Origin of the sequence: Salinicola sp. CPA57, assembly GCF_003206035.1 — a bacterium.
Classification (GTDB): domain Bacteria; phylum Pseudomonadota; class Gammaproteobacteria; order Pseudomonadales; family Halomonadaceae; genus Salinicola; species Salinicola socius.
The window spans coordinates 109,444-133,558 of record NZ_PZJR01000005.1; the positions used below are offsets into that span (position 1 = coordinate 109,444).

General features: G+C 63.9%; 25 protein-coding genes. 12 read left to right on the forward strand and 13 right to left on the reverse strand.

The features are described from left to right. Positions 1-273: 273 nt before the first annotated feature. Complete coding sequence (locus tag DOM36_RS06995; RefSeq protein ID WP_110642164.1) at positions 274-1,767, forward strand: sodium:solute symporter family protein; 1,494 nt, start codon at positions 274-276, stop codon at positions 1,765-1,767. Between the two features lie 60 nt (positions 1,768-1,827). On the opposite strand, the gene DOM36_RS07000 is transcribed toward DOM36_RS06995, so the two are convergent. Continuing rightward, positions 1,828-2,313, reverse strand: coding sequence for an ureidoglycolate lyase (locus DOM36_RS07000; RefSeq protein ID WP_110642166.1), 486 nt, complete (start codon positions 2,311-2,313; stop codon positions 1,828-1,830). A 400-nt stretch (positions 2,314-2,713) separates the two neighbouring features. On the opposite strand from DOM36_RS07000, the gene DOM36_RS07005 reads away from it, so the two are divergent. The 5 genes from DOM36_RS07005 to DOM36_RS07025 all read left to right on the forward strand — a co-directional run bounded on the left by DOM36_RS07005 (position 2,714) and on the right by DOM36_RS07025 (position 8,565). Next, the gene (locus tag DOM36_RS07005) at positions 2,714-4,141 is read left to right on the forward strand and encodes an NCS1 family nucleobase:cation symporter-1 (protein ID WP_075569356.1); all 1,428 of its coding nucleotides are present in this window, start codon (positions 2,714-2,716) and stop codon (positions 4,139-4,141) included. Positions 4,142-4,390: 249 nt separating this feature from the next. Continuing rightward, positions 4,391-5,347 (forward strand): 4-hydroxyproline epimerase, encoded by a 957-nt coding sequence (locus tag DOM36_RS07010; protein WP_110642168.1) that lies wholly within the window; start codon positions 4,391-4,393, stop codon positions 5,345-5,347. A 92-nt stretch (positions 5,348-5,439) separates the two neighbouring features. Continuing rightward, positions 5,440-6,387: a dihydrodipicolinate synthase family protein gene (locus DOM36_RS07015; RefSeq protein WP_075569358.1), complete on the forward strand. Its 948-nt coding sequence runs from the start codon at positions 5,440-5,442 to the stop codon at positions 6,385-6,387. 161 nt (positions 6,388-6,548) lie between these two features. Next, positions 6,549-7,211, forward strand: a complete 663-nt coding sequence (locus DOM36_RS07020) for a GntR family transcriptional regulator (protein ID WP_075569359.1) — start codon at positions 6,549-6,551, stop codon at positions 7,209-7,211. A 40-nt stretch (positions 7,212-7,251) separates the two neighbouring features. Continuing rightward, positions 7,252-8,565 carry an FAD-dependent oxidoreductase gene (locus tag DOM36_RS07025; protein WP_110642170.1) on the forward strand — a complete coding sequence of 438 codons (1,314 nt, stop codon included), beginning with the start codon at positions 7,252-7,254 and terminating at the stop codon, positions 8,563-8,565. Between the two features lie 16 nt (positions 8,566-8,581). Here DOM36_RS07025 and DOM36_RS07030 read toward each other — a convergent pair whose 3' ends face one another. The 7 genes from DOM36_RS07030 to puuE form a co-directional block, all read right to left on the reverse strand. Further along, positions 8,582-9,430 carry a bifunctional allantoicase/(S)-ureidoglycine aminohydrolase gene (locus DOM36_RS07030; RefSeq protein ID WP_110642172.1) on the reverse strand — a complete coding sequence of 283 codons (849 nt, stop codon included), beginning with the start codon at positions 9,428-9,430 and terminating at the stop codon, positions 8,582-8,584. 80 nt (positions 9,431-9,510) lie between these two features. Further along, positions 9,511-10,368, reverse strand: coding sequence for a MurR/RpiR family transcriptional regulator (locus DOM36_RS07035; protein WP_232823759.1), 858 nt, complete (start codon positions 10,366-10,368; stop codon positions 9,511-9,513). 13 nt (positions 10,369-10,381) lie between these two features. Further along, the gene (locus DOM36_RS07040) at positions 10,382-11,110 is read right to left on the reverse strand and encodes an amino acid ABC transporter ATP-binding protein (RefSeq protein WP_075569363.1); all 729 of its coding nucleotides are present in this window, start codon (positions 11,108-11,110) and stop codon (positions 10,382-10,384) included. Continuing rightward, a complete protein-coding gene (locus DOM36_RS07045) occupies positions 11,091-11,747 on the reverse strand; it encodes an amino acid ABC transporter permease (RefSeq protein ID WP_075569364.1) in 657 nt (218 codons plus the stop codon). Before DOM36_RS07045 ends, DOM36_RS07040 begins: the two co-directional genes overlap by 20 nt. Further along, positions 11,744-12,427, reverse strand: a complete 684-nt coding sequence (locus tag DOM36_RS07050; protein ID WP_075569365.1) for an amino acid ABC transporter permease — start codon at positions 12,425-12,427, stop codon at positions 11,744-11,746. The genes DOM36_RS07045 and DOM36_RS07050 overlap by 4 nt, the downstream gene beginning before the upstream one ends. Positions 12,428-12,441: 14 nt before the next feature. Beyond that, positions 12,442-13,257: a transporter substrate-binding domain-containing protein gene (locus DOM36_RS07055; RefSeq protein ID WP_110642176.1), complete on the reverse strand. Its 816-nt coding sequence runs from the start codon at positions 13,255-13,257 to the stop codon at positions 12,442-12,444. Positions 13,258-13,560: 303 nt separating this feature from the next. Further along, positions 13,561-14,484, reverse strand: coding sequence for an allantoinase PuuE (gene puuE / locus DOM36_RS07060; protein ID WP_075569471.1), 924 nt, complete (start codon positions 14,482-14,484; stop codon positions 13,561-13,563). Between puuE and DOM36_RS20020 the strand changes: the two genes are divergently transcribed. Beyond that, positions 14,483-14,707 carry a hypothetical protein gene (locus DOM36_RS20020; RefSeq protein ID WP_157958584.1) on the forward strand — a complete coding sequence of 75 codons (225 nt, stop codon included), beginning with the start codon at positions 14,483-14,485 and terminating at the stop codon, positions 14,705-14,707. The genes puuE and DOM36_RS20020 overlap by 2 nt on opposite strands. After that, entirely contained in the window at positions 14,665-15,396 is a 732-nt protein-coding gene (locus DOM36_RS07065; protein WP_075569367.1) for an aspartate/glutamate racemase family protein, read from the forward strand. Before DOM36_RS20020 ends, DOM36_RS07065 begins: the two co-directional genes overlap by 43 nt. 18 nt (positions 15,397-15,414) lie before the next feature. Here DOM36_RS07065 and DOM36_RS07070 read toward each other — a convergent pair whose 3' ends face one another. The 3 genes from DOM36_RS07070 to uraH form a co-directional block, all read right to left on the reverse strand. After that, the gene (locus tag DOM36_RS07070; RefSeq protein ID WP_110642178.1) at positions 15,415-16,134 is read right to left on the reverse strand and encodes a GntR family transcriptional regulator; all 720 of its coding nucleotides are present in this window, start codon (positions 16,132-16,134) and stop codon (positions 15,415-15,417) included. Between the two features lie 128 nt (positions 16,135-16,262). Next, entirely contained in the window at positions 16,263-17,630 is a 1,368-nt protein-coding gene (locus DOM36_RS07075; protein ID WP_110642180.1) for an 8-oxoguanine deaminase, read from the reverse strand. Next, the gene (uraH, locus tag DOM36_RS07080; protein WP_075569472.1) at positions 17,630-18,016 is read right to left on the reverse strand and encodes a hydroxyisourate hydrolase; all 387 of its coding nucleotides are present in this window, start codon (positions 18,014-18,016) and stop codon (positions 17,630-17,632) included. The genes DOM36_RS07075 and uraH overlap by 1 nt, the downstream gene beginning before the upstream one ends. A 113-nt stretch (positions 18,017-18,129) precedes the next feature. Between uraH and uraD the strand changes: the two genes are divergently transcribed. Together uraD and DOM36_RS07090 are read left to right on the forward strand one after the other, a co-directional pair. Further along, the gene (gene uraD / locus DOM36_RS07085) at positions 18,130-18,669 is read left to right on the forward strand and encodes a 2-oxo-4-hydroxy-4-carboxy-5-ureidoimidazoline decarboxylase (RefSeq protein ID WP_075569370.1); all 540 of its coding nucleotides are present in this window, start codon (positions 18,130-18,132) and stop codon (positions 18,667-18,669) included. 69 nt (positions 18,670-18,738) lie between these two features. Beyond that, positions 18,739-19,620, forward strand: coding sequence for an IclR family transcriptional regulator (locus DOM36_RS07090; protein ID WP_110642182.1), 882 nt, complete (start codon positions 18,739-18,741; stop codon positions 19,618-19,620). A gap of 187 nt (positions 19,621-19,807) precedes the next feature. Here DOM36_RS07090 and DOM36_RS07095 read toward each other — a convergent pair whose 3' ends face one another. Then, on the reverse strand, positions 19,808-20,662 hold the full coding sequence (locus DOM36_RS07095) for an SDR family oxidoreductase (protein ID WP_110642184.1): 855 nt from the start codon (positions 20,660-20,662) through the stop codon (positions 19,808-19,810). A gap of 399 nt (positions 20,663-21,061) precedes the next feature. Here DOM36_RS07095 and DOM36_RS07100 point away from each other — a divergent pair, with 399 nt between their 5' ends. Further along, a complete protein-coding gene (locus tag DOM36_RS07100) occupies positions 21,062-22,093 on the forward strand; it encodes an aspartate carbamoyltransferase (protein ID WP_110642186.1) in 1,032 nt (343 codons plus the stop codon). A gap of 145 nt (positions 22,094-22,238) precedes the next feature. Here DOM36_RS07100 and DOM36_RS07105 read toward each other — a convergent pair whose 3' ends face one another. Continuing rightward, positions 22,239-23,060, reverse strand: coding sequence for a helix-turn-helix transcriptional regulator (locus DOM36_RS07105; RefSeq protein ID WP_198651227.1), 822 nt, complete (start codon positions 23,058-23,060; stop codon positions 22,239-22,241). Positions 23,061-23,215: 155 nt separating this feature from the next. Between DOM36_RS07105 and DOM36_RS07110 the strand changes: the two genes are divergently transcribed. Then, entirely contained in the window at positions 23,216-24,028 is an 813-nt protein-coding gene (locus tag DOM36_RS07110) for a carbon-nitrogen hydrolase family protein (RefSeq protein WP_110642188.1), read from the forward strand. Positions 24,029-24,115: the final 87 nt, after the last annotated feature.

Consider the following 24,115-nt stretch of genomic DNA (forward strand, 5'->3'; position numbering starts at 1 on the left):
CGGGAACTCGCCTAACCCCCAGTTATGTCTCGCTCCCTGTGTGCCGTGCGCCTCGCGCTGCATTCCGCTCGGCTATTTATCCGATTTGTTCTGGCGCTGGCCGAGGCTTCGATGATCAAGCATCGAAGTCTTGGACGATAAGTTGGCGTAACAGCAAGAAAGGTGGCCGCGCCCCGGCAAGGGCGCGACCGCAGTGAAAAACCCCATGGACCATGACATTCCACACTGCTCCGGTCGCGGCAACGACCGGAACGACAATTATAAGAGGTCGTTATGAACAGTCACGTTTTCCTCGGGACCTTCATCGCCTACGTGATCATCATGATCGCGCTCGGGTGGTGGGTCTCTCGCAACAGCCGCGGCAGCGGCGACGATTTCCTGCTCGGCGGGCGTAGCGTCCCGATCTTTCTGACCATCGGCACCACGGTGGCAACCATGGTCGGTACCGGTTCCAGCATGGGCGCCGTCGGTTTTGGCTACGCCAACGGCTGGGCCGGCGCGCTCTACGGTATCGGCGGTTCCATCGGCGTGATCCTGCTGGCGTTGTGCTTCGCGCCGGTACGCCGCTTCCGCTTCATGACCATGAGCGAAGAGCTTTCCTACTACGTCGGCGCCAACCGTTGGGTGCGCAATATCGTCGCCGTGCTGATCTATATCGCCTGTATCGGCTGGCTGGGCGCGCATATCCTCGGCGGCGGGCTCTATCTGTCGTGGATGGCGGGTATCGATCTGACCACCGCTCGCATTCTGGTGGCGCTGGGCTTCGGCATCTACTGCGTGATCGGCGGCTACATGGCGGTGATCTGGACCGATACCGTGCAGGCAGTGATCCTGTTCGTCGGCTTCATTGCGATGGCGATCATCGCGCTGGTCGAGGTCGGTGGCTTTTCCGGTCTCGGCACCAACATGGACATCGCCTCCACCAGCTTCCTGGGTGTCGACAAGATCGGGGTAGTACCGGCCATCTCCCTTGCCGCCGTCATCGCCGTCGGCGTGCTGGCAACGCCCTCCTACCGCCAGCGGATCTACTCCGGCAATTCGGTCGGCTCGGTGCGCAAGTCGTTCATCATCACCGGCGTTCTCTATCTGTTCTTCTCGATCATTCCGGCGATCATCGGCATGGCGACCCATGCGCTGAATCCCGGTCTCGACAACAGCAACTTCGCCTTCCCGTTCCTGGCCACCGAGATCCTGCCGCTGTGGCTCGGCCTGCTGCTGCTGGTCGCGGGGCTGTCGGCGACCATGTCCAGCGCGAGTTCGGATGCCATCGCTGGCGTTTCCATTCTGCTGCGCGATGTCTACGTGCTGTTCACCGGTCACACCCCGTCGGCCCGCAAGGTCGTCGGGCTGTCGCGGCTGGCGCTGGTCGCCACCATCGGCCTGGCGCTGCTGTTCGCGCTGACCTCCAACAACGTGATCAGCTATATCACCAGCATGATCGCGACCGTCATGGCCGGCATGTTCGTGTGTGGCGTACTGGGGCGTTTCTGGCCGCGCTACAATTGGCAGGGGGCCATCGCCACCCTGATCGCCGCGTCAGCGACGTCGCTGGCAGTGATCAACGTGGACAGCTGGACGGCCTTCTGGGGCAACCCCAGCATTCCGGCGGTGCTGGTCGCGCTCGTGGCCGGCATCGTGGTCAGCCTGGTCACGCCGGCCTCCAAAGTGACTCCGGAGCAGGCGCTCAAGATCATCGACGACGAACGCGAGCGCATGGAGCTGGATGAAGATCCGGCTGCGGCGATCAGCGGCAGCAAATTGGTCTGAGCCTATCGCTTCATCTGACGCTTTCGATGCCCCGCTCTGGCGGGGCATTGTCGTTCTACGTCATGCCATCAACACCCGGATCGCCATCGGTCGCTCGTCGAGATTGTCCAAGCCGCCGCGGTCGACGACCAGAAATTCCCCCTCTCTTTCCAGCACCGAATGAATCGCATGCCAGGTACCGGCGCGGTAGTTGACGCCCTGGCGACCGTCGGTCACGAAGGCGCGAATGGCGGCAGGGTCGATCGACTCTCCCGGCGGCGCCACCACGACGATGAAGCGCTCCTCGTGCAGCGGCATGAACGCCTGGCTGCCCAGCGGGTGGCGTTCGAGCAATTCCAGTTCCAACGGCAATGTGACCGGCTGGCTGACAAACAGGCTGATCAGCGGCCGCGATGGCGTATCGACGATCTCGATCCGGGCCAGGTCATGATGGCGCTGGGTGTGACCGTTGTTGATCGGGAATGACCCACTGGTCCGGGCGTCGATCACGTCGCCGAAGGGCGCGAAGGCTTCCGCAGTCAGCGTCTCAGCCTTGAGTTCCAGCATGATCCATATCCTCTTGTCCCTGTTGTCATCGTATTTTGCCCTAATCGTATACAAAAAAGAGTTTCAGCGCAGGCATCACGACGGCTCGCGTTCCGTCCCGCGGATACTCGGGTTCAACCATGCACCCCAACCGTGCGAGCGTCGTCGCTCTGCCCGCCCATCGTGCAATTCCCGCCCTCATGAGAGATCGAAAACGGGCTTCGGCGACACGCGATCGATCCTGGTTTTCACCGGCCCTCGCGATCCAGACGCTTGATGAATGCCCTAATTATCCACGCGCGACGGATTCCGGTACCACAACGACGACCTTCTACCATTCGTGGATGGCAGACATGGCACGCATCTTGTATACAAAAAATGGAATCACAATCACAAGACGGCCCCGCGGAGGGCACACGCCATGTCGCAGCATCCTCCCGGCTACAGCGATCGGCTCTACAACGCCGACCTGGCGCCAACCACGCAGAACTGGAACTGGTACAACATCCTCGCTTTCTGGCTCTCCGACGTCCACAGCGTCGGCGGCTACGTGGTCGCCGCCAGCCTGTTCGCGCTCGGCCTGGCGGGCTGGCAGGTGCTGATTTCGCTACTGGTGGGTATCTGCATCGTGCAGATCTTCGCCAACCTGATGGCCAGACCGAGTCAGAAAGCCGCAGTGCCGTTCCCGGTGATCTGTCGGCTCTCGTTCGGTGTACTGGGCGCCAACATTCCGGCGATGATTCGCGGTCTGATCGCGGTGGTGTGGTACGGCATTCAGACGTTTCTCGCCTCCAACGCCCTGACCATCGTGATCCTGCGGCTGTTCCCCGGCATGGAATCGCTGGCCGGACCCAGCTTCCTGGGGCTCTCCTACCTGGGCTGGATCAGCTTCATGCTGCTGTGGTGTCTGCAGGCGATCGTATTCTGGCGCGGCATGGATTCGATCCGGCGCTTCATCGACTGGAGCGGCCCGGCGGTCTATCTGGTGATGTTCGCGCTGGCGGCCTGGCTGGTGTGGCAGGCGGGCTGGGCCAACATCAGCTTCACCCTGAGCGATATCCAGCTCTCCCCCGGCGAACAGCTGTGGCAGATGGTGATCGCCGCCGCCATCGTCGCCGGCTACTTCGCCGGCCCGACGCTCAACTTCGGCGACTTCACCCGCTACGCGCGCACCTTCGACGACGTCAAGCGCGGCAACTTCTGGGGCCTGCCGGTCAACTTCCTGGTGTTCTCGGCGACCACGGTGATGATGGTCTCGGCGACGCTTCCGGTCTTCGGCGAAATGATCGACGACCCCATCGAGACCGTCTCGCGCCTCGACAACACCTTTATCGCCGTCCTGGGCGCCGCCACCTTCGTGACGACGACGATCGGCATCAACATCGTCGCCAACTTCGTCGCCCCGGCGTTCGACTTCTCCAACATGGCGCCGAGCAGGATCAGCTTTCGCACCGGCGGCTTCATCGCCGCCGTCGGCTCGATCTTCCTGACCCCGTGGAACCTGTTCAGCAATCCGGAGATCATCCACTACACCGTCGATCTTCTCGCGGCGGCCATCGGACCGCTCTACGGCATCCTGATCATGGACTACTACCGCATCCGCCGCGGGCATATCGATGTCGATGCCCTGTTCAGCGTCGATCCCGACGGCCCCTACTGGTATCGCAACGGCTTCAATCCGGCGGCGGTGAAGGCGGTGGTCGCCGCATCGCTGATCGGCATCGTGATCAACTTCCTGCCGCTGGGCGATCTCGGCCACTTCTCGGTCTTCATCGGCGGCGCGCTCGGCGCGACCTTCTACTCGATGGCGATGCGCCGCGCCACCGCCGCAGCGGCCGTGGCGTCTTGATTCCAAGACCATGCTCTCCGTGAACGCTTCACGAGCTCGTCAAGCGCTTCATGGCCTCATTGAATATCTCGACGTTCTCTCCCTCTTGCCGGCGCCTTCGACGCCGGCTTTTTTCCTTTTTCCGTTGCCGCACGGTATGGCTTCACATTGCGCCACGAAGATTGTATAAAATCTACAATATTGGAAAATTCACACGTTCGACGCCCGCCGGACGTTTCGCAGGTTCGCTCAGATCAGGGGACAATCAGCATGAAGCGCATCCACGTCATCGATTCCCACACCGGTGGAGAGCCGACGCGCCTGGTCATGGACGGCTTTCCGACCTTGCCGGGCGACACCCTGGTCGAGAAGCGCGACGCGCTGCGGGACACTCACGATCACTGGCGGCGCGCCTGCCTGCTGGAGCCACGCGGCAATGACGTACTGGTCGGCGCGCTCTACTGCGCACCGGTTACGCCAGGCGCGACCTGCGGCGTGATCTTCTTCAACAACTCGGGCTATCTGGGCATGTGCGGCCACGGCACGATCGGCCTGGTCGCATCGCTGCATCATCTCGGGATGATCCAGCCCGGCGAACACAAGATCGACACCACCGTCGGTCCGGTCAGCGCCACGCTGCACCAGGACGGCACGGTGACGGTGCGCAACGTACCCGCCTATCGCTATCGCCAGCGCGTGCCGGTGGAGGTGCCGGGCTACGGCGTGGTGCATGGCGATATCGCCTGGGGCGGCAACTGGTTCTTTCTGGTCGGCGAGCATGATCAGACGGTGACCCTGGCCAACGAGGAGGCGCTGACGGCCTTTACCTGGGCGATCCGCCAGGCCCTGGACACACAGGCAATCACCGGTGAAAACGGCGGCCATATCGATCATGTCGAGCTGTTCGCCGACGACGCTGGCACGGAAAACCCGGCCGATAGCCGCAACTTCGTGCTCTGCCCCGGCAAGGCCTACGACCGCTCCCCCTGTGGCACCGGCACCAGCGCCAAGCTGGCCTGTCTCGCCGCCGACGGCAAGCTGGCGCCCGGCGAAACCTGGGTCCAGGCCAGCATCACCGGCAGTCGCTTCGAGGGACGCTATGCATGGGAAGACCAGGCGCAGGGCATGGTGCGCCCGTTCATTACCGGCAGCGCCTGCATGACCGCCGATGCCAACTTGCTGATCGATGAAAGCGATCCGTTTGCCTGGGGCATCACCGCGTCATAGCCGTTCGATAAGTCATTTCCGAAAGTTCATTTCCGAAAGTTCATTCCCGAAAAGCCATTCCGAAAGACATTCACGGATTCCAGAGGACAACCATGAACGACTCCATCTTTACCGGCTGCATTCCCGCCCTGATGACCCCCTGCACCGCCGACCGCACGCCCGACTACGACGCGCTGGTCGCCAAGGGTCGCGAGCTGGTCGATCTCGGCATGCGCGCGGTGGTCTACTGCGGTTCGATGGGCGACTGGCCCTTGCTGAGCGAGGCCGAGCGCCAGGAAGGCGTGGCGCGACTTGTCGCCGCCGGCGTGCCGGTGATCGTCGGTACCGGCGCGGTCAACTCGAAGGAAGCCGTCTCCCACGCCGCGCATGCGGCCAGGGTCGGCGCCCAGGGGCTGATGGTCATTCCTCGCGTGCTCTCCCGCGGTACCGCGCCCGCGGCGCAGAAGGCGCACTTCTCGGCGATTCTGAAAGCCGCCCCCGAGCTGCCGGCGGTGATCTACAACAGCCCCTATTACGGCTTTGCCACCCGCGCCGAGCTGTTCTTCGCGCTGCGTCGCGAGCACCCGAACCTGATCGGGTTCAAGGAGTTCGGCGGTGCAGACGACCTGCGCTACGCGGCCGAGCACATCACCTCTCAGGATGACGGGGTCAGCCTGATGGTGGGTGTCGATACCCAGGTATTCCACGGTTTCGTCAACTGCAACGCCACCGGCGCCATCACCGGGGTCGGCAATGCGCTGCCGCGGGAGGTGCTGCAGCTGGTCGCGCTGAGCCAGAAAGCCGCCAAGGGCGATCCCCAAGCCCGGCGCCTGGCCCAGGAGCTGGAGTCCGCGCTGGCGGTGCTTTCCTCCTTCGATGAAGGCGTGGATCTGGTGCTCTACTACAAGCAGCTGATGGTGCTCAACGGCGACAGCGCCTACGAACGCCACTTCAACGAAAGCGACGTCCTGAGCGATGCGCAGCGCCGCTACGTCGACACCCAGTACGCGCTGTTCCGAGAGTGGTACGCGCAGTGGTCGGCGCAGCTCGACGCGGCGTGAGCCGGTCTTGCAACGCCGGTCTTTCCACACCGGTCTTGCCATACCGATCTTGCCATACCGATCTTGCAACGCTGATCTTGAAGAAAGCACGGGCCTGAAAAGTCGGCGGGAGCCATAGGGATTGCATACAATATCCAGATTCTGCGACACGACGAGACTTCATGGCGACTTTCAAGACCCGAGCCCAGTACGTAGCGGACGATCTGCGCGAACGCATTCTCGGCGGCGAGTTCAAGGGCGGCTCACAGCTGCGTCAGGATGCGCTGGCCAAGGATTACGAGGTCAGCAGAATCCCCGTCCGTGAGGCACTGCTGACCCTGGAATCCGAGGGACTGGTGGAATTTCACGCCCATCGTGGCGCTTTCACCACCGAGCTCTCGGTGGCGGCGATTCGCGAGCTTTTCGATCTGCGCGTACTGCTCGAGACCTACGTGCTGCGCCACGCGATCCCCAATCTGACGGCGGCGGATCTCGATCACGCCGCGAGCATTCTCCGTCAGTATGATGCGGCGCTCGATTCCGGCAGCCAGATCGACAACTGGAGCGACTACAACTTCGCGTTTCATCACGCCCTGTACGCGCCCTCCGGGCTGCCCGAGACGCTGGCCATGATCGGTCAGTTGAATACCAAGTCCGGGCGTTATATCCGCATGCAGCTGGTCTACACCCGCGAGATCGAGAAGGCGGAAGTCGAGCATCGCCAGCTTCTGGAGCTGGCCCGCCAGGGCGATGTCGACAGAACCTGCCAGTTGCTGGAAACCCACATCAAGGACGCCGCGGAAGGTATCGCGGCGGTGCTGGAAAAGAGTCTGCGCAGCGCGTGAGCGCTGCCCGCCCCCCATCGATCTGGTCGTGAGGTAGCGCATGTCGGACCCATCTCATCCTGTTCCGCCCGAGACAGAGAGCAATGCCGACATCATCATTGTCGGGGCCGGTCTCGTCGGTGTCACCAGCGCCCTGGCACTGGCGCGCCGGGGTCACCGCGTGCTGGTGCTGGACAAACAGGAGCCGGGACGTGGCGCTTCCTACGGTAACGCCGGACACATGGCAACGGAGCAGGTCTTCCCGATCGCCGATGCCTCGATTCTCAGGTCTCTGCCCGGCATGCTGATGGATCCGATGGGCCCGCTGCGGCTGGACTGGAAATACCTGCCCCGCGCGCTGCCGTGGCTGACCCGGCTGGTGCTGAACCTGCGCCCGGCGCCTTTTCGCCAAAGCGTTGCCGGTATCCGCGCCCTCAACGAGCGCAGTCTGGCGGCGTGGCAACGCCTGCTGGCATCGGTCGACAGCAGCCACCTGCTGAAGGCCGACGGCTCGCTGCTGGTCTACGAGAAGCCGGAGTCGCACTCGAAGCTCGAAGCGCTCGAGTCGCGCATGCGAGAACAACAGGTGCCGGTCGAGCTTTGGGATAGGGAAGCGATCCAACGCGCGGCGCCGCAGCTCTCGGACGCGCTGCTGGGCGGGCTGTTCTTTCCCGCCACGGGCCACGTGCTGGATCCGTGGCGGGTGGTCACGACGCTGGTGGAAGCCGCCCGGCACGAAGGCGTTCGTTTCGAGCAGGAAACCGTGCAGTCGACTCGGTTGACCGCGAAAGGCGTCGCCGTGACGACCCATGCCGGCGAACGCGAGGCCGGGCAGGTGCTCGTCGCCTGTGGCGCCCATTCGGCAGATCTGACCGCCCAGCTCACCGGCAAGCGCGTGCCGCTGGATACCGAGCGCGGCTATCACCTGATGCTGCCCCGCGAGTCCGACCGCCTGCCCTTCGCGGTCACATCATTGGAGCGCCGCTTCATCATGACGCCGATGGAAACCGGCCTGAGGCTCGCTGGCACCGTGGAGTTCGCGGGACTGGAGGCACCACCCAATATGGGGCGAGCGTGGCAGTTGCATCGCCTGAGCCAGGGCCTGTTCAAGGCCGATCTCGACGCCGAGGGGGCGACGCCGTGGATGGGCTTTCGCCCGTCGCTGCCGGACTCGCTGCCGATCATCGATCGCGTGTGCGACGGCCGCGTGCTGCTGGCGTTCGGCCACCACCACCTGGGGCTGACCCAGTCGGCGATCACCGCCGAGCTGATCGCCGAGCTGGCCGGCCCCGGCGAACACGCCGCGTCCGTCACGCCGCCCTACCGCGACGACCTGCCGTCGCTTGAGCCCTATCGGCTTTCCCGCTTTGGCTGAACAGCGTTGATCGCCGTCAGGACAGGCTGAGCTTCATGTGCCGGTTGACGTCCTTGTAGAGCAGATAGCGGAACGGCGTCGAACCGGCGGCATAGCAGGACTGCGGGCAGAAGGCACGCAGCCACATGTAGTCGCCGGCCTCGACCTCTACCCAATCCTGGTTGAGATGATAGACCGCACGGCCCTCGAGCACGTAGAGGCCGTGCTCCATCACGTGGGTCTCGTCGAACGGGATCACGCCGCCCGGCTGGAAGGTGACGATGGTCACGTGCATGTCGTGGCGCAGGTCTGCGGGATCGACGAAGCGCGTGGTCGCCCAGCGCCCGTCGGTATCCGGCATGGGCGTCGGCGCGATCGTCTGCTCGTTGGTCACGAACGCCTTCGGCACCTCCAGCCCACCGACGAATTCGTACGCCTTGCGAATCCAGTGGAAGCGCACCGGCGCCTCGCTCCTGTTGCGTAGCTGCCAATCGCAGCCCGGCGGCAGATAGGCGTAGCCGCCCGGTGCCATCTCGTGCGTTTCTCCCGCGAGGGTCAGCGTCATCTCGCCCTCGACCACGAACAGCACGCCCTCGGCGCCCGCATCCGGCTCCGGGCGCTCACTGCCGCCACCGGGCGAGACTTCCATGATGTACTGGGAAAAGGTCTCGGCGAAGCCGGAGAGCGGCCTCGACAGCACCCATAGCCGGGTCTTTTCCCAATGCGGCAGGAAACTGGTGACGATGTCGCTCATCACGCCCTTGGGAATCACCGCATAGGCCTCGGTGAAGACCGCCCGGCCATGAATCAGCTGACTCTGAGGCGGCAGACCGCCGTGGGGGGCGTAGTAGGTTCTGTCGGGCGTGTCGTGGCTGCGCTGCGGCATGCTCTCTCCTTGTTCGGGGGCAACCCTCTTCCGTCCTCTCCAGCGGAGCATTGACGGGAAGGTCTCCAGGCCTTGTAACGCTAAGGGGCCAGTTCGTCCAGCGCCTCATACAGCTCGGCCACTTCGCCGATCCTGGCCCTCCCCTGGGCCAGTCTTCGATGCAGCATAGCGTTGGCGAGCAGACTGACCAGGCTCATGGCGCTGGCATAGCTGTCGAACGCCGAGATCGTTTCCAGGGCGCACTCCAGCCGCCAGGTGACCCGATCCGCATACTTGGCCGTGGTCGGGTCGCCGATCAGCAGCACCCGCTGTTCACGAGCGGCAAGCGCTTCCACCAGCGTCTCGAACAGCCTGGGGCGACGGCGAAAGCCGATCAGCACGACCAGCGCGCCGGGCTCGAGCTCGACCAGTTCCTCGGCCAGCGACTGATTGGGCGCCGGCAGCAGACGCACATTGGCGCGCGCCTGCAGCAACTGCTGGCGCAGGTGCAGAGCCACCGGATAGCTGTTGCGATAGCCTATCACGGCAACGGCGGGTGCCTTGTCGAGCGCGCGGACGACCTCGTCGAACAGCACCGGCGTCAGCCCGTCGAGACACTGACGCAGATTCTCCTGCTCGCGCTCGGCGTGCCGGCGGAAGCGTTCGACGCCGTCGTCCAGGGCATCGGATCGGGACGCCAGCGGCACACCGTAATGGCGCAGTTGCCGCGCATGCGCCTTGACCGCCTTGAAGTCGTCATAGCCCAGGCGCCTGAAAAGACGGGTCACGGTTGCCTTCGATACCCCGCTCAGCCGCGACAAATCGGTCGCGCTGTAGACCGCCAGATCCTCGAGATGGGCCAGAATGAAATCCGCCACCCGACGCTCCTGCGGCCCCAGATCCGGGAAATGGTGCTGCAGACGACGACCGATATGCGTCTGTGGGCTCGTTTCCGACATGATCATGGTCACTCTAGAGTACGGAGGCGATGAACTGGCTCAGTTCCGGCGTTTCGGGACGCGTGAACAGCGTCTGCGGATCGCCCGACTCGTGAATCCGCCCCTGGTGCATGAAGACCACCCGGTGACTGACGTCACGAGCGAACTTCATCTCGTGGGTGACCAGAATCAGCGTCATCCCCTCCCGGGCCAGGTCCTCGAGCACCCGCAGCACCTCGCCGACCAGCTCGGGGTCGAGTGCCGAGGTCACCTCGTCGCACAGCAGCACCTTGGGGTTCATCGCCAGCGCACGGGCAATCGCCACGCGCTGCTGCTGGCCACCGGAGAGCTGAGCCGGATAGGCGTCGATCTTTTCCAGCATCCCCACCTTGTCGAGCACCTGCTCGGCGATCCGGCGTGCCTCGTCTCGCGGTGTCTGCTTGACCACCAGCGGTGCCAGCATCACGTTCTCGATCACCGTCTTGTGCGGGAACAGATTGAAGCTCTGGAACACCATGCCGACGTTCTGGCTCAGCTCGCCTGGCGACATTGCCCCGCCGTCGAGGCGCTGATCGGCCAGATGAATCGTGCCCCAGTCGTGACGCTCGAGCTGGTTGAGGCAGCGCAAAAGCGTGCTCTTGCCCGAGCCGCTGCGACCGATGATCGACACCACCTCGCCGGCCTCGATCTCCAGATCGATGCCCTTGAGCACCTCCAGCTCACCGAAGGATTTATGCAGGTCTTTAACGGATACCAGCGCCATAGAGCTTTTTCTCCAGGTGACGGGCGTAGCGCGACAGCGGATAGCAGAGGATGAAGTATCCGAGCGCCACCAGCGCGAAGATGGTGAAGGGGGCAAACGCCGCATTGTTGAGCATGGTGCCGGCCTTGGTCAGTTCGACGAAGCCGATCACCGAGGCCAGCGCGGTGCCCTTGATGACCTGGACCGAGAAACCCACGGTCGGCGGCACCGCGAGTCGAAGCGCCTGGGGCAGAATGACGTGGCGCATCGACTGCAGGTAGTTCAGCCCGAGCACACGGGACGCCTGCCACTGGCCGCTGGGGACGGCTTCCACGCAGCCCCGCCAGATGTCGCAGAGGAAGGCGCTGGTGAACAGCGTCAGCGCCACGCTGGCCGCGGTCCAGGCGGAAACATCGAAGCCCAGCACGGCGGCGCCGAAATAGGCCAAAAACAGCTGCATCAGCAGCGGCGTGCCCTGGAACACATCGACATAGAGCCGAATCAGCCAGCGAATCGGCGTCAACCCGCCCATCCGCAGCAGGGTCAGTAGCAGCCCGACGATCGCGCCTCCGGTAAAGGCGATCAGCGACAGCACCACGGTCCAGCGCCCGGCCAGCAGCAGGTTGCGAACGATGTCCCACAGCGTGAAATCGGTCATGACGACCCTCCCTGGCGAAACGCGAACAGTCGTCGCCCGACGAATTCGAACGCCAGCCGCAGACCCACGGCCAGCAGCAGATAGATCAGCGTCACCACCAGATAGACTTCGAAGCCACGGAAGTTGCGGGACTGGATGAAGTTGGCGGCGTAGGTCAGATCGAACACCGAAATCTGGGACACCACCGCCGAGCCCAGCATGACGATGATGCACTGGCTGATCAGCGACGGATAAACCCGCGAGAACGCCGGCACCAGCACCACGTGGCGAAAGCTCTGCCGGCGCGAAAGCCCCAGTGCGCGGGCGGCTTCATGCTGGCCTTTCAGCGTCGAATCGATACCTGCGCGCAGAATTTCGGCGGTGTAGGCGCCAAGATTCAGAATCATCGCCAGCAGCGCCGCGGCCGTCGCGCTGATCGGCACGCCCAGCGCCGGCAGACCGAAATAGAGAAAGAACAGCTGCACGATGAACGGCGTGTTGCGGACGATTTCAACGTAGCCGCCCAGCAGGCGACTGATGACCGCTCTGGTACCGGTCGGCGAACCATCGCGGACATAGGCGACGAGAATCGCCAGCGCAATCCCGGCGGCGGTGGTGACGACGGTGAGCCACAGCGTCGTCACCAGGCCTTCGAGGATCACGTCCGTGTATGGCAGCAGCGTGGAGAAATCCAGCGTCATGGACGATCACCCGCTCAGGAGGAAAGGTCGTCGGGCAGCGCGGTGTGGAACCACTTCTGCGACATCGATTCCAGCGTGCCATCCTGCTTGGCCTGCTCGATCAGCGCATTGACGCGATCCTTCAACGCACCGTTGTCCTGCGCCAGACCGATATAGCAGGGCGAGTTCTTGATCTGGAAGACCATGGTCGGCGCCCGCTCGGCGTTACGCTCGGCGATCTGGGCCGCGACCACGTTACCGGTGGCGATATAGGAGACCTGGCCGGAAAGAAACGCGGAGATCGTGGTCGCGTTGTCCTCGAAACGCTGGATGGTGGTATCGCTCGGCGCCAGATCGGAAAGCTCCATGTCCTCGACCGAACCACGGGTCACGCCGATGGTCTTGCCGGAGAGACCCGAGGCATCGTCGATCGCCTCCGCTTCTGGCGTACCGAACACGCCGAGGAAGAACGGCGCGTAGGCGTCGGTGAAGTCGATCACCGCGGCACGCTCAGGGTTCTTGCCCAGGCTCGAGATCACCAGATCGACCTTGTCGGTCTGCAGGAACGGGATGCGATTCGCACTGGTGACGGTCACCAGTTTCAGGTCGACATCCATCTGGTCGGCCAGGTAATGCGCCATGTCGATGTCGTAGCCCTGTGGCTGCAGATCGGTGCCGACCGAGCCGAACGGCGGGAAGTCCTGCGGCACCGCGACACGCAGCGTGCCGCGCTGCTCGATGGTTTCCAGATCGCTGGCCTGTGCCGACAGGGCGGCAAGGCCGGCGGCCACGGTGCAGCAGAGTGCCAGCACGAGCTGGCGCGAGAATCGATTCTTGGCGAAAGCGAACATGCCATACCTCCTGAGGGGAGCTTTGTACGTCGTTATGCCGGCAAAGAAACGATTGGCGACTTCTCTGCCGGGTGAGAAACGTTTGTTTCACACTGCTACGTAGCAAGCTTGGCGCCAACCTGGGTTTCAGCGTCGACGATTCAGGGGGTTAGCCAACGATCGAAGGGCCCAGTGCCTCTTCTCGACGACTCGGGCAGAGGGGACGATGATCGAACCAGAGGCACGAATCCTCTCGTTCGCACCATGAAGAAGCACGATTGGCGCCAGATTCGGTCTCTGGATTGGCGCGAAGCGATCGATCCGCTATGCGGCCGGGTGCACCGTCGCCCAGTGGCGGGCGATATCCACACGCCGGGTTATCCACACCCGGTCATGGGCTTCGAGATGATCGAGAAAGCGCTGCAACGCCCGGAAGCGCCCGGGACGCCCGATCAGCCGACAGTGCAGCCCGATCGACAGCATCTTCGGCGTCTCCGCGCCTTCTTCGTAAAGTACGTCGAAGGCATCGCGCAGGTACTGGAAAAACGGTTCGCCGTGATCGAAACCGGTCGGCGAGGCGAAGCGCATGTCGTTGGTATCCAGCGTGTAGGGGACGACAAGATGCTGATGCGTCTGGCCCTGACTGTCCTCGGCCGACATCCAGAACGGCAGGTCGTCGCCGTAGTAGTCGCTGTCGTAGAGGAAACCGCCCTGGTCGAGCAGCAGACGCCGGGTGTTGGGACTGTCGCGACCGGTGTACCAGCCCAGCGGCAGCTCGCCAAAGAGTGACCGAAAGATCGCCAGCGCGCGCTCGAGATGTTCGCGCTCGACCGCTTCGGGCACGTTCTGATAATGGATCCAGCGATAGCCGTGACAGGCGATCTCGTGGCCAAGCGCCTTGAACGCCTGGGCCACCTCCGGGTTGCGCTGCAGCGCCATCGCCACGCCGAAGATCGTCAGCGGCAGGCCGCGGCGCTCGAATTCGCGCAATACCCGCCACACCCCGGCCCGGGAGCCATATTCGTAGATCGACTCCATGCTCAGGTGGCGGTCGGGATAGGCGTCGGCGCCGGCGATTTCGGACAGAAACTGTTCGGAATGGCTATCGCCATGCAGAACGCTGTTCTCGCCGCCCTCTTCGTAATTGAGCACGAACTGCACCGCCACGCGGGCCCCGCCCGGCCAGTTGGCGTGCGGTGGCGTACGGCCGTAGCCGATCAGGTCGCGAGGATAGTCTGGAGAGATCATGCGCAGCGCCTTTTTGTCTTTTGTCGAGATGGCCGTCGTCGCAAGGGTCGTCATCGAGCCTATCGCTACCGACGCCAATGACATCGATACCGGCGGCATCGATATTGTATTCAAAATCGGCTATTTTTGTGGACAAAATAACCCTATCGCGATTCGCTCGAATCGCCAAGGTGCCATGCCATGCAGATCCACGTCATCAATCCCAATACGACCGCCAGCATGACCGACAAGATCGGTGCCTGTGCCAACCACGTAGCCGCGGAGAGCACGCAGATCCACGTCAGCCAGCCGGATAGCGGCCCGGTGTCGATCGAAAGCCACTTCGACGAGGCGATCGGCGCGGTTGGCGTGCTCGAAGAAGTTCGCCGTGGCGAGGCGATGGGCATGGACGCCTATGTCATCGCCTGCTTCGGCGACCCCGGTCTGCTCGCCGCCCGTGAACTGACCCGTGCGCCGGTGATCGGTATCGCCGAAGCGGGCTTTCACCTGGCGACGCTGATCAGCACGCGTTTCTCGGTCGTCACCACACTCACGCGCACCGCGATCATCGCCGAGCATCTGCTCGACCAGTATGGGTTCCGCCATCATTGCCGCCGCGTACGAGCCACCGACCTGCCGGTGCTGGAGCTGGAAAACCCGGCGGGCAACGCTTATCAGGCGCTACTCGACGAGTGCCTGCGGGCCAAGGCGGAAGATGGCATCGGTGCCATCGTGCTCGGCTGCGGCGGCATGGCCGATCTCACCGAGCGGTTGACGCATGACCTCGGCATGCCGGTGATCGAAGGCGTCAGCGCCGCGGTGAAACTGGCGGAATCGCTGGTATCGCTGGGCCTGGGGACCAGCAAGCATGGCGATCTCGCCTTTCCACGGCCGAAGCCGTTCTTGGGCCGTTTCGCCGACTGGGGCGAGTAATCGAATCCAGCCGGAGCATTAACCGAAGATGGCTCTCAAGTCCGGCGCGTCATCGGTGCTTTCTTCAATCGACAGCGACGCCTCGATCGCCTTGAGGTGACGCTGCATGAAGGCGATCGCGCGCTCCTCCTTGCCGGTTTCCAGCAGCGTGATCAGCTCGTCGTGATCGTGGGATTCACAGCCCAGATGGCCGGAGGATCCATACACCGCCAGGATCAGCGAGGACCGCGAGCAGAGCCGTTCGATGAACTCCGCCAGCGGGGTGTTGCCGGAAAGCTCGGCCAGGCGTTGATGGAACTGGGCCGAGAGCTGGATCGCACGACTCTGTTCGCCGGTCCGCAAGGCCTGACGTTCGCTCGATGCCAGCTCGCGCAACGCCTTGGCGTCCGCCGGTTTGAGGCGCCGCGCCACCCATGGCATCAACTGGCACTCGACCAACTGGCGCGCGGCGAAGACGTCTCGCGCCTCCTCGATGCTGGGCCGGCTGACACTGGCACCACGCCGGGGGGTCAGCGTCACCAGGTATTCCAGTGCCAGGCGCTGAAGAATCTTGCGAACGCCGGTGCGACTGACATCGAACACGTCCGCCAGCGCATCCTCGCGCAGACGCGCCCCCGGCTTGAGGCGATGTTCGACGATCGCCTCACGAATCTGCTGATAGATCGTTTCGTGACGCTCGGCCCCGTCACCCGCTTTGCCGGCACCCCGGCTGCGTTTCGCCTTTGCGGGCTCTTCCATGTGATTAGCCGCGTTCGCGCTTCTTGCCATTGTCGTTCGCCCATCCAGCGCCGGTCACATCGATGATTCACGTCGTTAACGATTGTATACGCCCCGCCGTCGGATGACAGCCGCCCGGAGGCAGGTGCTCAGCCCTCCACCAGCCGCCTGGCACTGGCGTTGTGTCTCGCCACCATGCGATCGAGATCGTGGCCGAGCAGTTGGCCGTGCTCGACGCGGCGTACGCCGTTAACGATCGACAGATCGACCTGCGGCGGCTGGCAGAACACCAGCGATGCCAGCGGGTCGTGCAGCGCGCCACCGGCCAGGGCCAGCGAGTCCAGCCGGAAGCCGATGATATCGGCGGCCTTGCCCACCGCGAGCTGGCCGATATCGTCACGCCCGAGCGTGGATGCGCCGCCGCGCGTGGCGAACCACAGCATCCGGCGCGCGGTGAATTCGCTCATATCACCCTGAAGTCGGCCCAGCAGCATCGCCTGGCGCGCCTCCGCCAGCAGGTGCGAGCCATCGTTGGAAGCGCTGCCATCGACGCCAAGACCGACACGCATGCCGGCCTGGTGCATCGCCATCACCGGCGCGATGCCGGAGCCGAGGCGCATGTTGGAGCTGGGGCAGTGCGCCGCACCGCAGCAGTGGCCACCGAGGCGCGTGATCTCGTCGGCGTGCGGATGCACCATGTGGGCGAACCAGACATCACTGCCGACCCAGCCCACCTGCTCGGCGTACTCCACTGGTGTGCAGCCGAAGCGCTCGCGGCAATAGGCCTCCTCGTCGCGGGTCTCGGCCAAGTGCGTGTGCAGATGCACGCCGTAATGACGGGCCAGTTCGGCACTTGCGATCATCAGCTCGCGGGAGACCGAGAACGGCGAGCATGGCGCCACCACGATGCGGGTCATCGCCCGCTCGGCGGTGTCGTGATAGCGCTCGATGGCGCGCTGGGTGTCGGCGAGAATCGACGGCTCGGACTCGACCACGCTGTCCGGTGGCAGCCCGCCCTGGGACTCTCCCACCGACATCGAGCCCCGCGAGGCGTGAAAGCGCAGGCCGAGTTCGGAAACCGCCGCGATCTGATCGTCGATACGCGCCCCGTTGGGCCACAGGTAGGTGTGATCCGCCGCCGTGGTGCAGCCCGACAGCAGCAGTTCCGCCGCCGCGATCTGGCTGCTGGCGAACATCGACTCCGGATCGAGCCTTGCCCAGATCGGGTAATGGGTCACCAGCCAGTCGAACAGCTCGGCATTCTGCCCCGCCGGCAAGTTCCGCGTCAGCGTCTGATAGAAGTGGTGGTGCGTGTTCACCAGTCCCGGCAGGATGACCTGACCGCGCGCATCGATAACATTGTCGGCAGGACCGACGAGCCTGGCCGTGACGTCCGGCGTCGGACCGATCGCAACGATGTGATCGTCTCGGACGAGAATACTGGCATCGCGCAGCTCACGGGCGTCGTCGTCGAAGGTCGCGATCAGCTCGGCATCGCGGATCAGGGTCGTGGTCATCAGCTACCCCGGTACGTCGAATAACTGTAGGGAGAGAGAAGAAGCGGGACGTGATAGTGCTCAGCTGGCGCATCGACCGTGAACTGCAGCGGTATGCGGTCTAGGAAATGCCCCGCGCCCGACTGGCTGGCAGGTAAGCCGGATGTGTGGCCGGCCCGTAAATAGTCGCCGGCATGGAACAGCAACTCGTAGACGCCGGCGATGAAATCCTTGCCCTCCAGCAGCGGCGCCTCGCAGCGGCCATCGGCATTGGTGGTGACATCGGCCAGGCGAAGGCGAGTGCCGCCCTCCAACCGATAGAGTTCGATACGCAGATCGCTGGCGGGACGGCCAAGCGCCGTGTCCAGCACGTGCGTGGTCAGATAACCTCGAGGGGAATCGCTCATGATGGCCTCAATGGGATGATGGGCGCGAACGGCTCGAAACAGTGGATTGCCGAGCGCGCCAGGCGTTAGCCTCATTCAATTGCCTTCGTATACAAAGGTCAACCGGAGTCCTCATGACCCTAGCGCTTCTTTCCCCCAGACCCAGCCAGCTGGGCCGCGATGCATTCATCGAAAGTTACGGCGAAATCTACGAACATTCACCGTGGATCGCGGCGCAGAGCTGGGATCGCGGCCTCGGCGAGACGCAGGATACGCCCGCCGGGCTGGCCGAGCGGCTACGCCAGCAGGTGGATGCGGCCTCGGCCGATGCCCAACTGGCGCTGATCCGCGCCCACCCCGACCTGGCCGGCAAGGCGGCGGTCGCCGGCGAGCTGACCGACGACTCCCGTTCGGAACAGGCCGGAGCCGGGCTCGATCAATGCACGCCGGCCGAGTTCGCGCGCTTCGAACGGCTCAATCACGCTTACCGTGAACGCTTCGAATTCCCCTTCGTCATCGCCGTGCGCGGCCTTGATCGTCACGCGATCCTCGAGGCGTTCGAGACGCGACTGCACCACCGGCCGCAACAGGAGCGCCGTACCGCCATCGAACAGATCCACCGGATCGCGCGGCTACGGCTGGAACAGCGAGCGGCCGAAAGTCGTAGCCGATAGCGCACAGACACCACCGGATCGAGCGGTTATCCTGAGCGCCTGATACGGGCGGACACGAGAGCGGCGCGAGTGACGGACAGAGAGCGGAACCGGGCGACTGAACGGCAGCAGGATCAGCAAACAGAACCCAAGCGGCGATCCGTCGGTCGACCGGCGGGCGGCGCCAAGAGCAGCGGCGGGCACAGCCAGTCGCTGGTTCGGGGTCTGACCATTCTGGAGGGGCTGGCCGCGGCGCCGGATGGGCTGGCACTCTCCGATATCGCCGAAGACGTCGAGCTGGCGCCCTCGACCACCCACCGCCTGCTGCAGGCGTTGTTCCAGCAGGGCTTCATCACCCAGGACATCGAGAGCGGGCTGTGGAAGATCGACGTCAAGACCTTCCGCATCGGCAACAGCTTTCTCGAAGCGCGGGACTTCGTCGCCACCGCCCGCCCCTTCCTGCGTCGGCTGACCGCCACCAGCGGGGAAACGGCCAATCTCGGTATCCGCGACGACGGCATGGTGGTCTATCTCGCCCAGAGCGAATCCAAGCAGATGATGCGCATGATCACCCGGCTAGGCTCGCGGGCACCGCTGCATGCCTCCGGCGTCGGCAAGGCGTTGCTGGCGTGGATGCCGCCACAGGAGTTCGAGCAGATCGTCGCAGGACGCACGCTGGAAGGCGAGACACCCAACACCCTGACCGACGTCGACAGGCTACGCGAGCAGCTGGTCGAGATTCGCCGCCAGGGCTACGCCGTCGATCGCGAAGAGCACGCCATCGGGCTCAACTGCGTCGCCGCCACACTGCACGACGAAAGCGGCCTGCCGCTGGCGGCGATCTCGGTCTCCGGCCCGGTGGCCCGGATCGACGATTCCCGCCTGCCCGAACTCGCCGCCCTGGTCGCGGAGACCGCCCGCGAGATCACCGCCAAGATCGGCGGCAAGACCCCCACCGAACCGCCAGCGTAGGTGCTTGGTCCGAAAAGTCGCCGAGCGCAGGCATGTTTCGTTTGGGAACGCTGAATAAATTGTCGAGCAGGATGAAGCGCAAGGCGCACGGAGCGCAGCAACCGGAGCATATTGGGGTATATGTGAGGATTGCGAGCACCGCGCAACGAAGCCGATTCGCCTGCGCAGACATTTATGCAGTGTTTCCTCAGGTATTCAGGATCACCCCGCCATTGAGATGGATAGTCTGACCGGTCATGTAGGAAGACTCCTTGCTGGCCAGATAGACGTAGGCCGGCCCCATCTCGCTGGGCTGACCGGCCCGCTTCATCGGCACCTGTCCGCCGAAACCCTCGACCTTCTCGTCATCGAAGCTGGCCGGAATCAACGGCGTCCACACCGGTCCCGGCGCCACCGCATTGACACGAATATCGCGATCTACCAGTGACTGCGCCAGCGAGCGCACCAGCCCTTGAATCGCACCCTTGGTCGATGAGTAATCGATCAGCGTGGCGTTGCCCTTGAAGGCGTTGACCGACGAGGTCGCGATGATGGTGTCGCCAGCGCCCATGTGAGGCAGCGCTTCACGCACGAAATAGAAGTGGCTGAAGATGTTGGTGGCGAAGGTGCGCTGCAGCTGCTCGTCGGTGATCTGTGTCACGTCGTCCCAGTCATGCTGCTCGGCCGCGTTGTTGACCAGAATGTTGAGCCCACCCAGTTCGCTGCGCGTGCGCTCGACGGCTTCCCGGCAAAAAGTGGAGTCGACCACGTCGCCCTTGAGCAGCAGACAACGCTGGCCTTCGGCTTCGACCAAGGCTTTGGTGTCTTCCGCATCGCGGTCTTCATCGAGGTAGACCACGGCGCAGTCGGCCCCTTCGCGGGCGTAGTGCACTGCCACGGCGCGGCCGATGCCGCTGTCGCCGCCGGTAATCAGCGCCACCTTGCCCTTGAGCTTGTCGGTGCCGCGATAGTCGTCACGAATGAACTCCGGCTCGGGCTGCATGCTGTGCTCGTCGCCCGGCTGATGGGTCTGGTGCTGCGGGGGAAAATGCGATTCTGACATTCCGGCTCCCTCCTGAATGGAATCGAATGAAACGGTGCCTGTGAAACCAGATGCGCGATCGACAGGCCGGCTCGTCGCGGCCTCCTCCAATGGATTGCCACGACGCCCCCTGAGCATAGAGAGCCTGACCGGAATCATTCAAATCTCGATGGCGAACGTTAAGCCAGGTTAACGATAGCGCTGACGCCGCGGAAAATGCGCCAGAAAGGTGGTGGGTATGAAAAAGTCGTTGATACGGACAGATTGGGACAGACAGATGCAGAGGTGTATGGCCGGTCGTCAGGGCGATGTCGCCGCCACGCGTGAAGCCGGTGACGCACGGCGCTACACTATCGCCCGACCGAGGTCGCCAGACTCGGCCAGTTCGCTTTCGCCACCTGCCGCCAAAGAGGTTTCCCGATGCCTTCGCACCTGCTCTCCGTCGATTCGCTCTCTCGCGATGCCGTCGACCATCTGATCCGCATCGCCGAACGCATGGAGCCGATCGCCCAGCGTCGCAAGGTGACCCGCGTGCTCGAAGGCGCCGTGCTCGGCAATCTGTTCTTCGAAGCCAGCACCCGAACCCGGATCAGCTTCAACGCCGCCTTCTGTCGGCTCGGCGGCAGCGTCTGCGATACCACCGGCTTCACGTTTTCATCGATGGCCAAGGGCGAATCGCTCTACGACACCAGCCGGGTGATGGGCGGCTACGTCGACGCCATCGTCATGCGCCACCCCGAGCAGGGGTCGGTGGCGGAGTTTGCCGAAGCGACCCAGGTGCCGGTGATCAACGGTGGTGACGGCCCCGGCGAGCACCCGAGCCAGGCGCTGCTGGACGTCTACACCATCACCAAGGAGTTCGCCCGGCTGGGCAAGCCGCTGGCGGGCGCGCATCTGCTGCTGACCGGGGATCTCAAGTACGGCCGCACGGTGCACTCGCTGATCAAGCTGCTGTCGCTCTACGAACCGCTGCGGATCACGCTGGTCTCGCCGCCGGGGCTGGAGATGCCCCCGCATCTGGTCGATCTGGTGGCGTCGCGGGGACATCGCATCGAGACACGATCCAATCTGGCGGAGTCGTTCGACGACGTGGACGTGATCTACGCCACCCGCATCCAGCGCGAGCGCTTCACCGCGGAGATGTCGGAAAGCTTTGCCGAACTGACCTCGGATTTCGTCGTCGATCGTGGCTTTCTCGACCGCCGCTGCTCGCCGACGACCCTCGTCATGCACCCGCTGCCGCGGGACAGCCGCCCCGGCGCCAACGATCTCAGCACCGACCTCAACGGCGATCCGCGCCTGGCGATCTTCCGCCAGACCGACAACGGCATCCCGATGCGCATGGCGATCTTCGCCCATTTGCTGCAGGTGGAGGATCTGATCGAGAAGGATCTGCGCGACGTGGGTTGGTTCGTGCCGCCCAGCTTCGGTGTCGACGACGCCAGCTTCTAGGGCTTAGGCTGCGCCTGAAAAGTTGGCGAGCGATGGTCAGACAAGGCGAAAATGAGCGAGAAGGCGGAGTTTACGGGGTGTAAATGAGTACTTTGAGCTCATTTTTTGACCCCGCATGGACGAGCGCAGCACTTTTGAGGCAAGCCTAACGGCGCGCCTGCCAGAACAGCGAAAACAGCTCCGACTGGGAATTGACTCCCAGCTTGGCGTAGAGATGCTTCTTGTGGGCGCGCACCGTTTCGACCGAGATCGCCAGTCGGCGGGCGATCTCCTTGGTCGAGCTGCCTCCCAGCATCAGTTGACTCACTTCGCGCTCGCGTTCGGTCAGCGCATAGCGGGAATCGAATTCAAGTGCTCTGTCCGGCAGCGGATGCCAGGGATGGGGGCCAGCCTCTCCGTCGTCTTGCGGTTCGAAATGCATGCGCAAGCGCATCAGCGCCAGCAACCACGGCTGCATCAACGTGAGGCTGCCCAATGCCTGACGGGAAAAGGAACGGGTCGAGCCCAGCGACAGGCACAGGGTTCGGCCCGCATCCAGCGTCTGATTGAAGTGAATCTCGTCGGCGACGATGTTGCGTCGAAAATAGCGCTGATAGTACTCGGTGCGGGTGAAGTGTTGCGGCGCCACTTCCGCCAGTGTGAATAGCCCGCAGCGATCGCGCTCGCAGGCATCGATATAGAACGGATCGAGCAGATACAGGCCGCGCTGATAGTCCTGAAACAGCGCGTCGTCGGCGCCATCGTCTTCGTCGCTCTCGGCGAGAATACGGGGCGGCTGCTGGCGGTCGAAGACCAGCGCCACCCAGGTATCGAAATGCACTTCCCCCGCCAATCGCCGAACCAGCGCCAGCCAGAAGCCGGCACGATCGACGTTTTCCGCCAACTGGCCGAAGGCGCGATGCCACTCCAGGCTCTCCAGCGGCGTCATGTCATCGGTACTTGTCTTCAGCCGGGGTCGATGGGTCATCGTTTTTCTCTTTCAAGCCACACCTTATCGAAGCCACCGTCGAGCTTTTGCGTCCCCCGATCGGGTTACCCCGCTCGCGGGATAGGCAGTGGCGCGGGATTGGGGATACTGGAGGTCAGCGGCTTCCGTCCCAATCACAACTCCCGGAGTGTTCCATGCAGCTTGTCCTGGCACAACTCGCCAGCCGCGAAGGCGACGTCGCGCATAACCTCGGTCGCGCGCTCGAGGTCGTGCATGCCGCCGACGACGGCACTGCGCTGATCGTCTTCCCCGAAACGCATCTGAGCGGCTTTGCCGAACCTGAGCATGTGCTCGACCGCGCCCTGACGCTCGACGGACCGGAACTCGAGGCATTGATCGAGGCCAGTCGCGAGCGCGATCTGGCGATCGCCATCGGTCTGTTGGAGCGGGATGGCGAGATCGTGTTCAACACCACCGTGCTGATCACGCCCGAAAGCGGGATCGCGCTGCGCTACCGCAAGACCCACTTGTGGCCGGACGAACGCACGCTGGTTGAGCCCGGCGATGCGCTTCACTGCCTCGAATGGCGCGGCCGATGCATCGGGCTGCTGATCTGCTACGACCTGGAATTCCCCGAACCGGCGCGCGCGCTGGCTGCCATGGGTGCCGATCTGCTGGTGGTGACCAACGGCAACATGGACCCCTACGGCCCCATACACGCTCGCGCCGCCCAGGTCAGAGCCCAGGAAAATCAGTGTTTTCTGGCCATGAGCAACCGGGTCGGTCAGGGCGCCGGGCTCATCTTCGCCGGCGAGAGCGCGCTGATCGGCCCCGACGGCGAGGCGCTGTTTCGGGCCGGTCGCGAGGAGACGATCCAGCCGCTGCATGTCGATCCGGCGCGCCTGTCCAGCGCCAGGCAGGACTACGACTACCAAGGAGATCGCCGTCTGAGTCTGCAGGGTCAGCTCGAAACCCAGGGCTCGCGGCGCAGTTGGCATTTCGGCTGAACACGGTGACGGCTTCCCGTGTTCATCACGACGACCGCTGTTAGCCGCAAAAAACACGATTCACACAATAACCACAACAGGAAACGA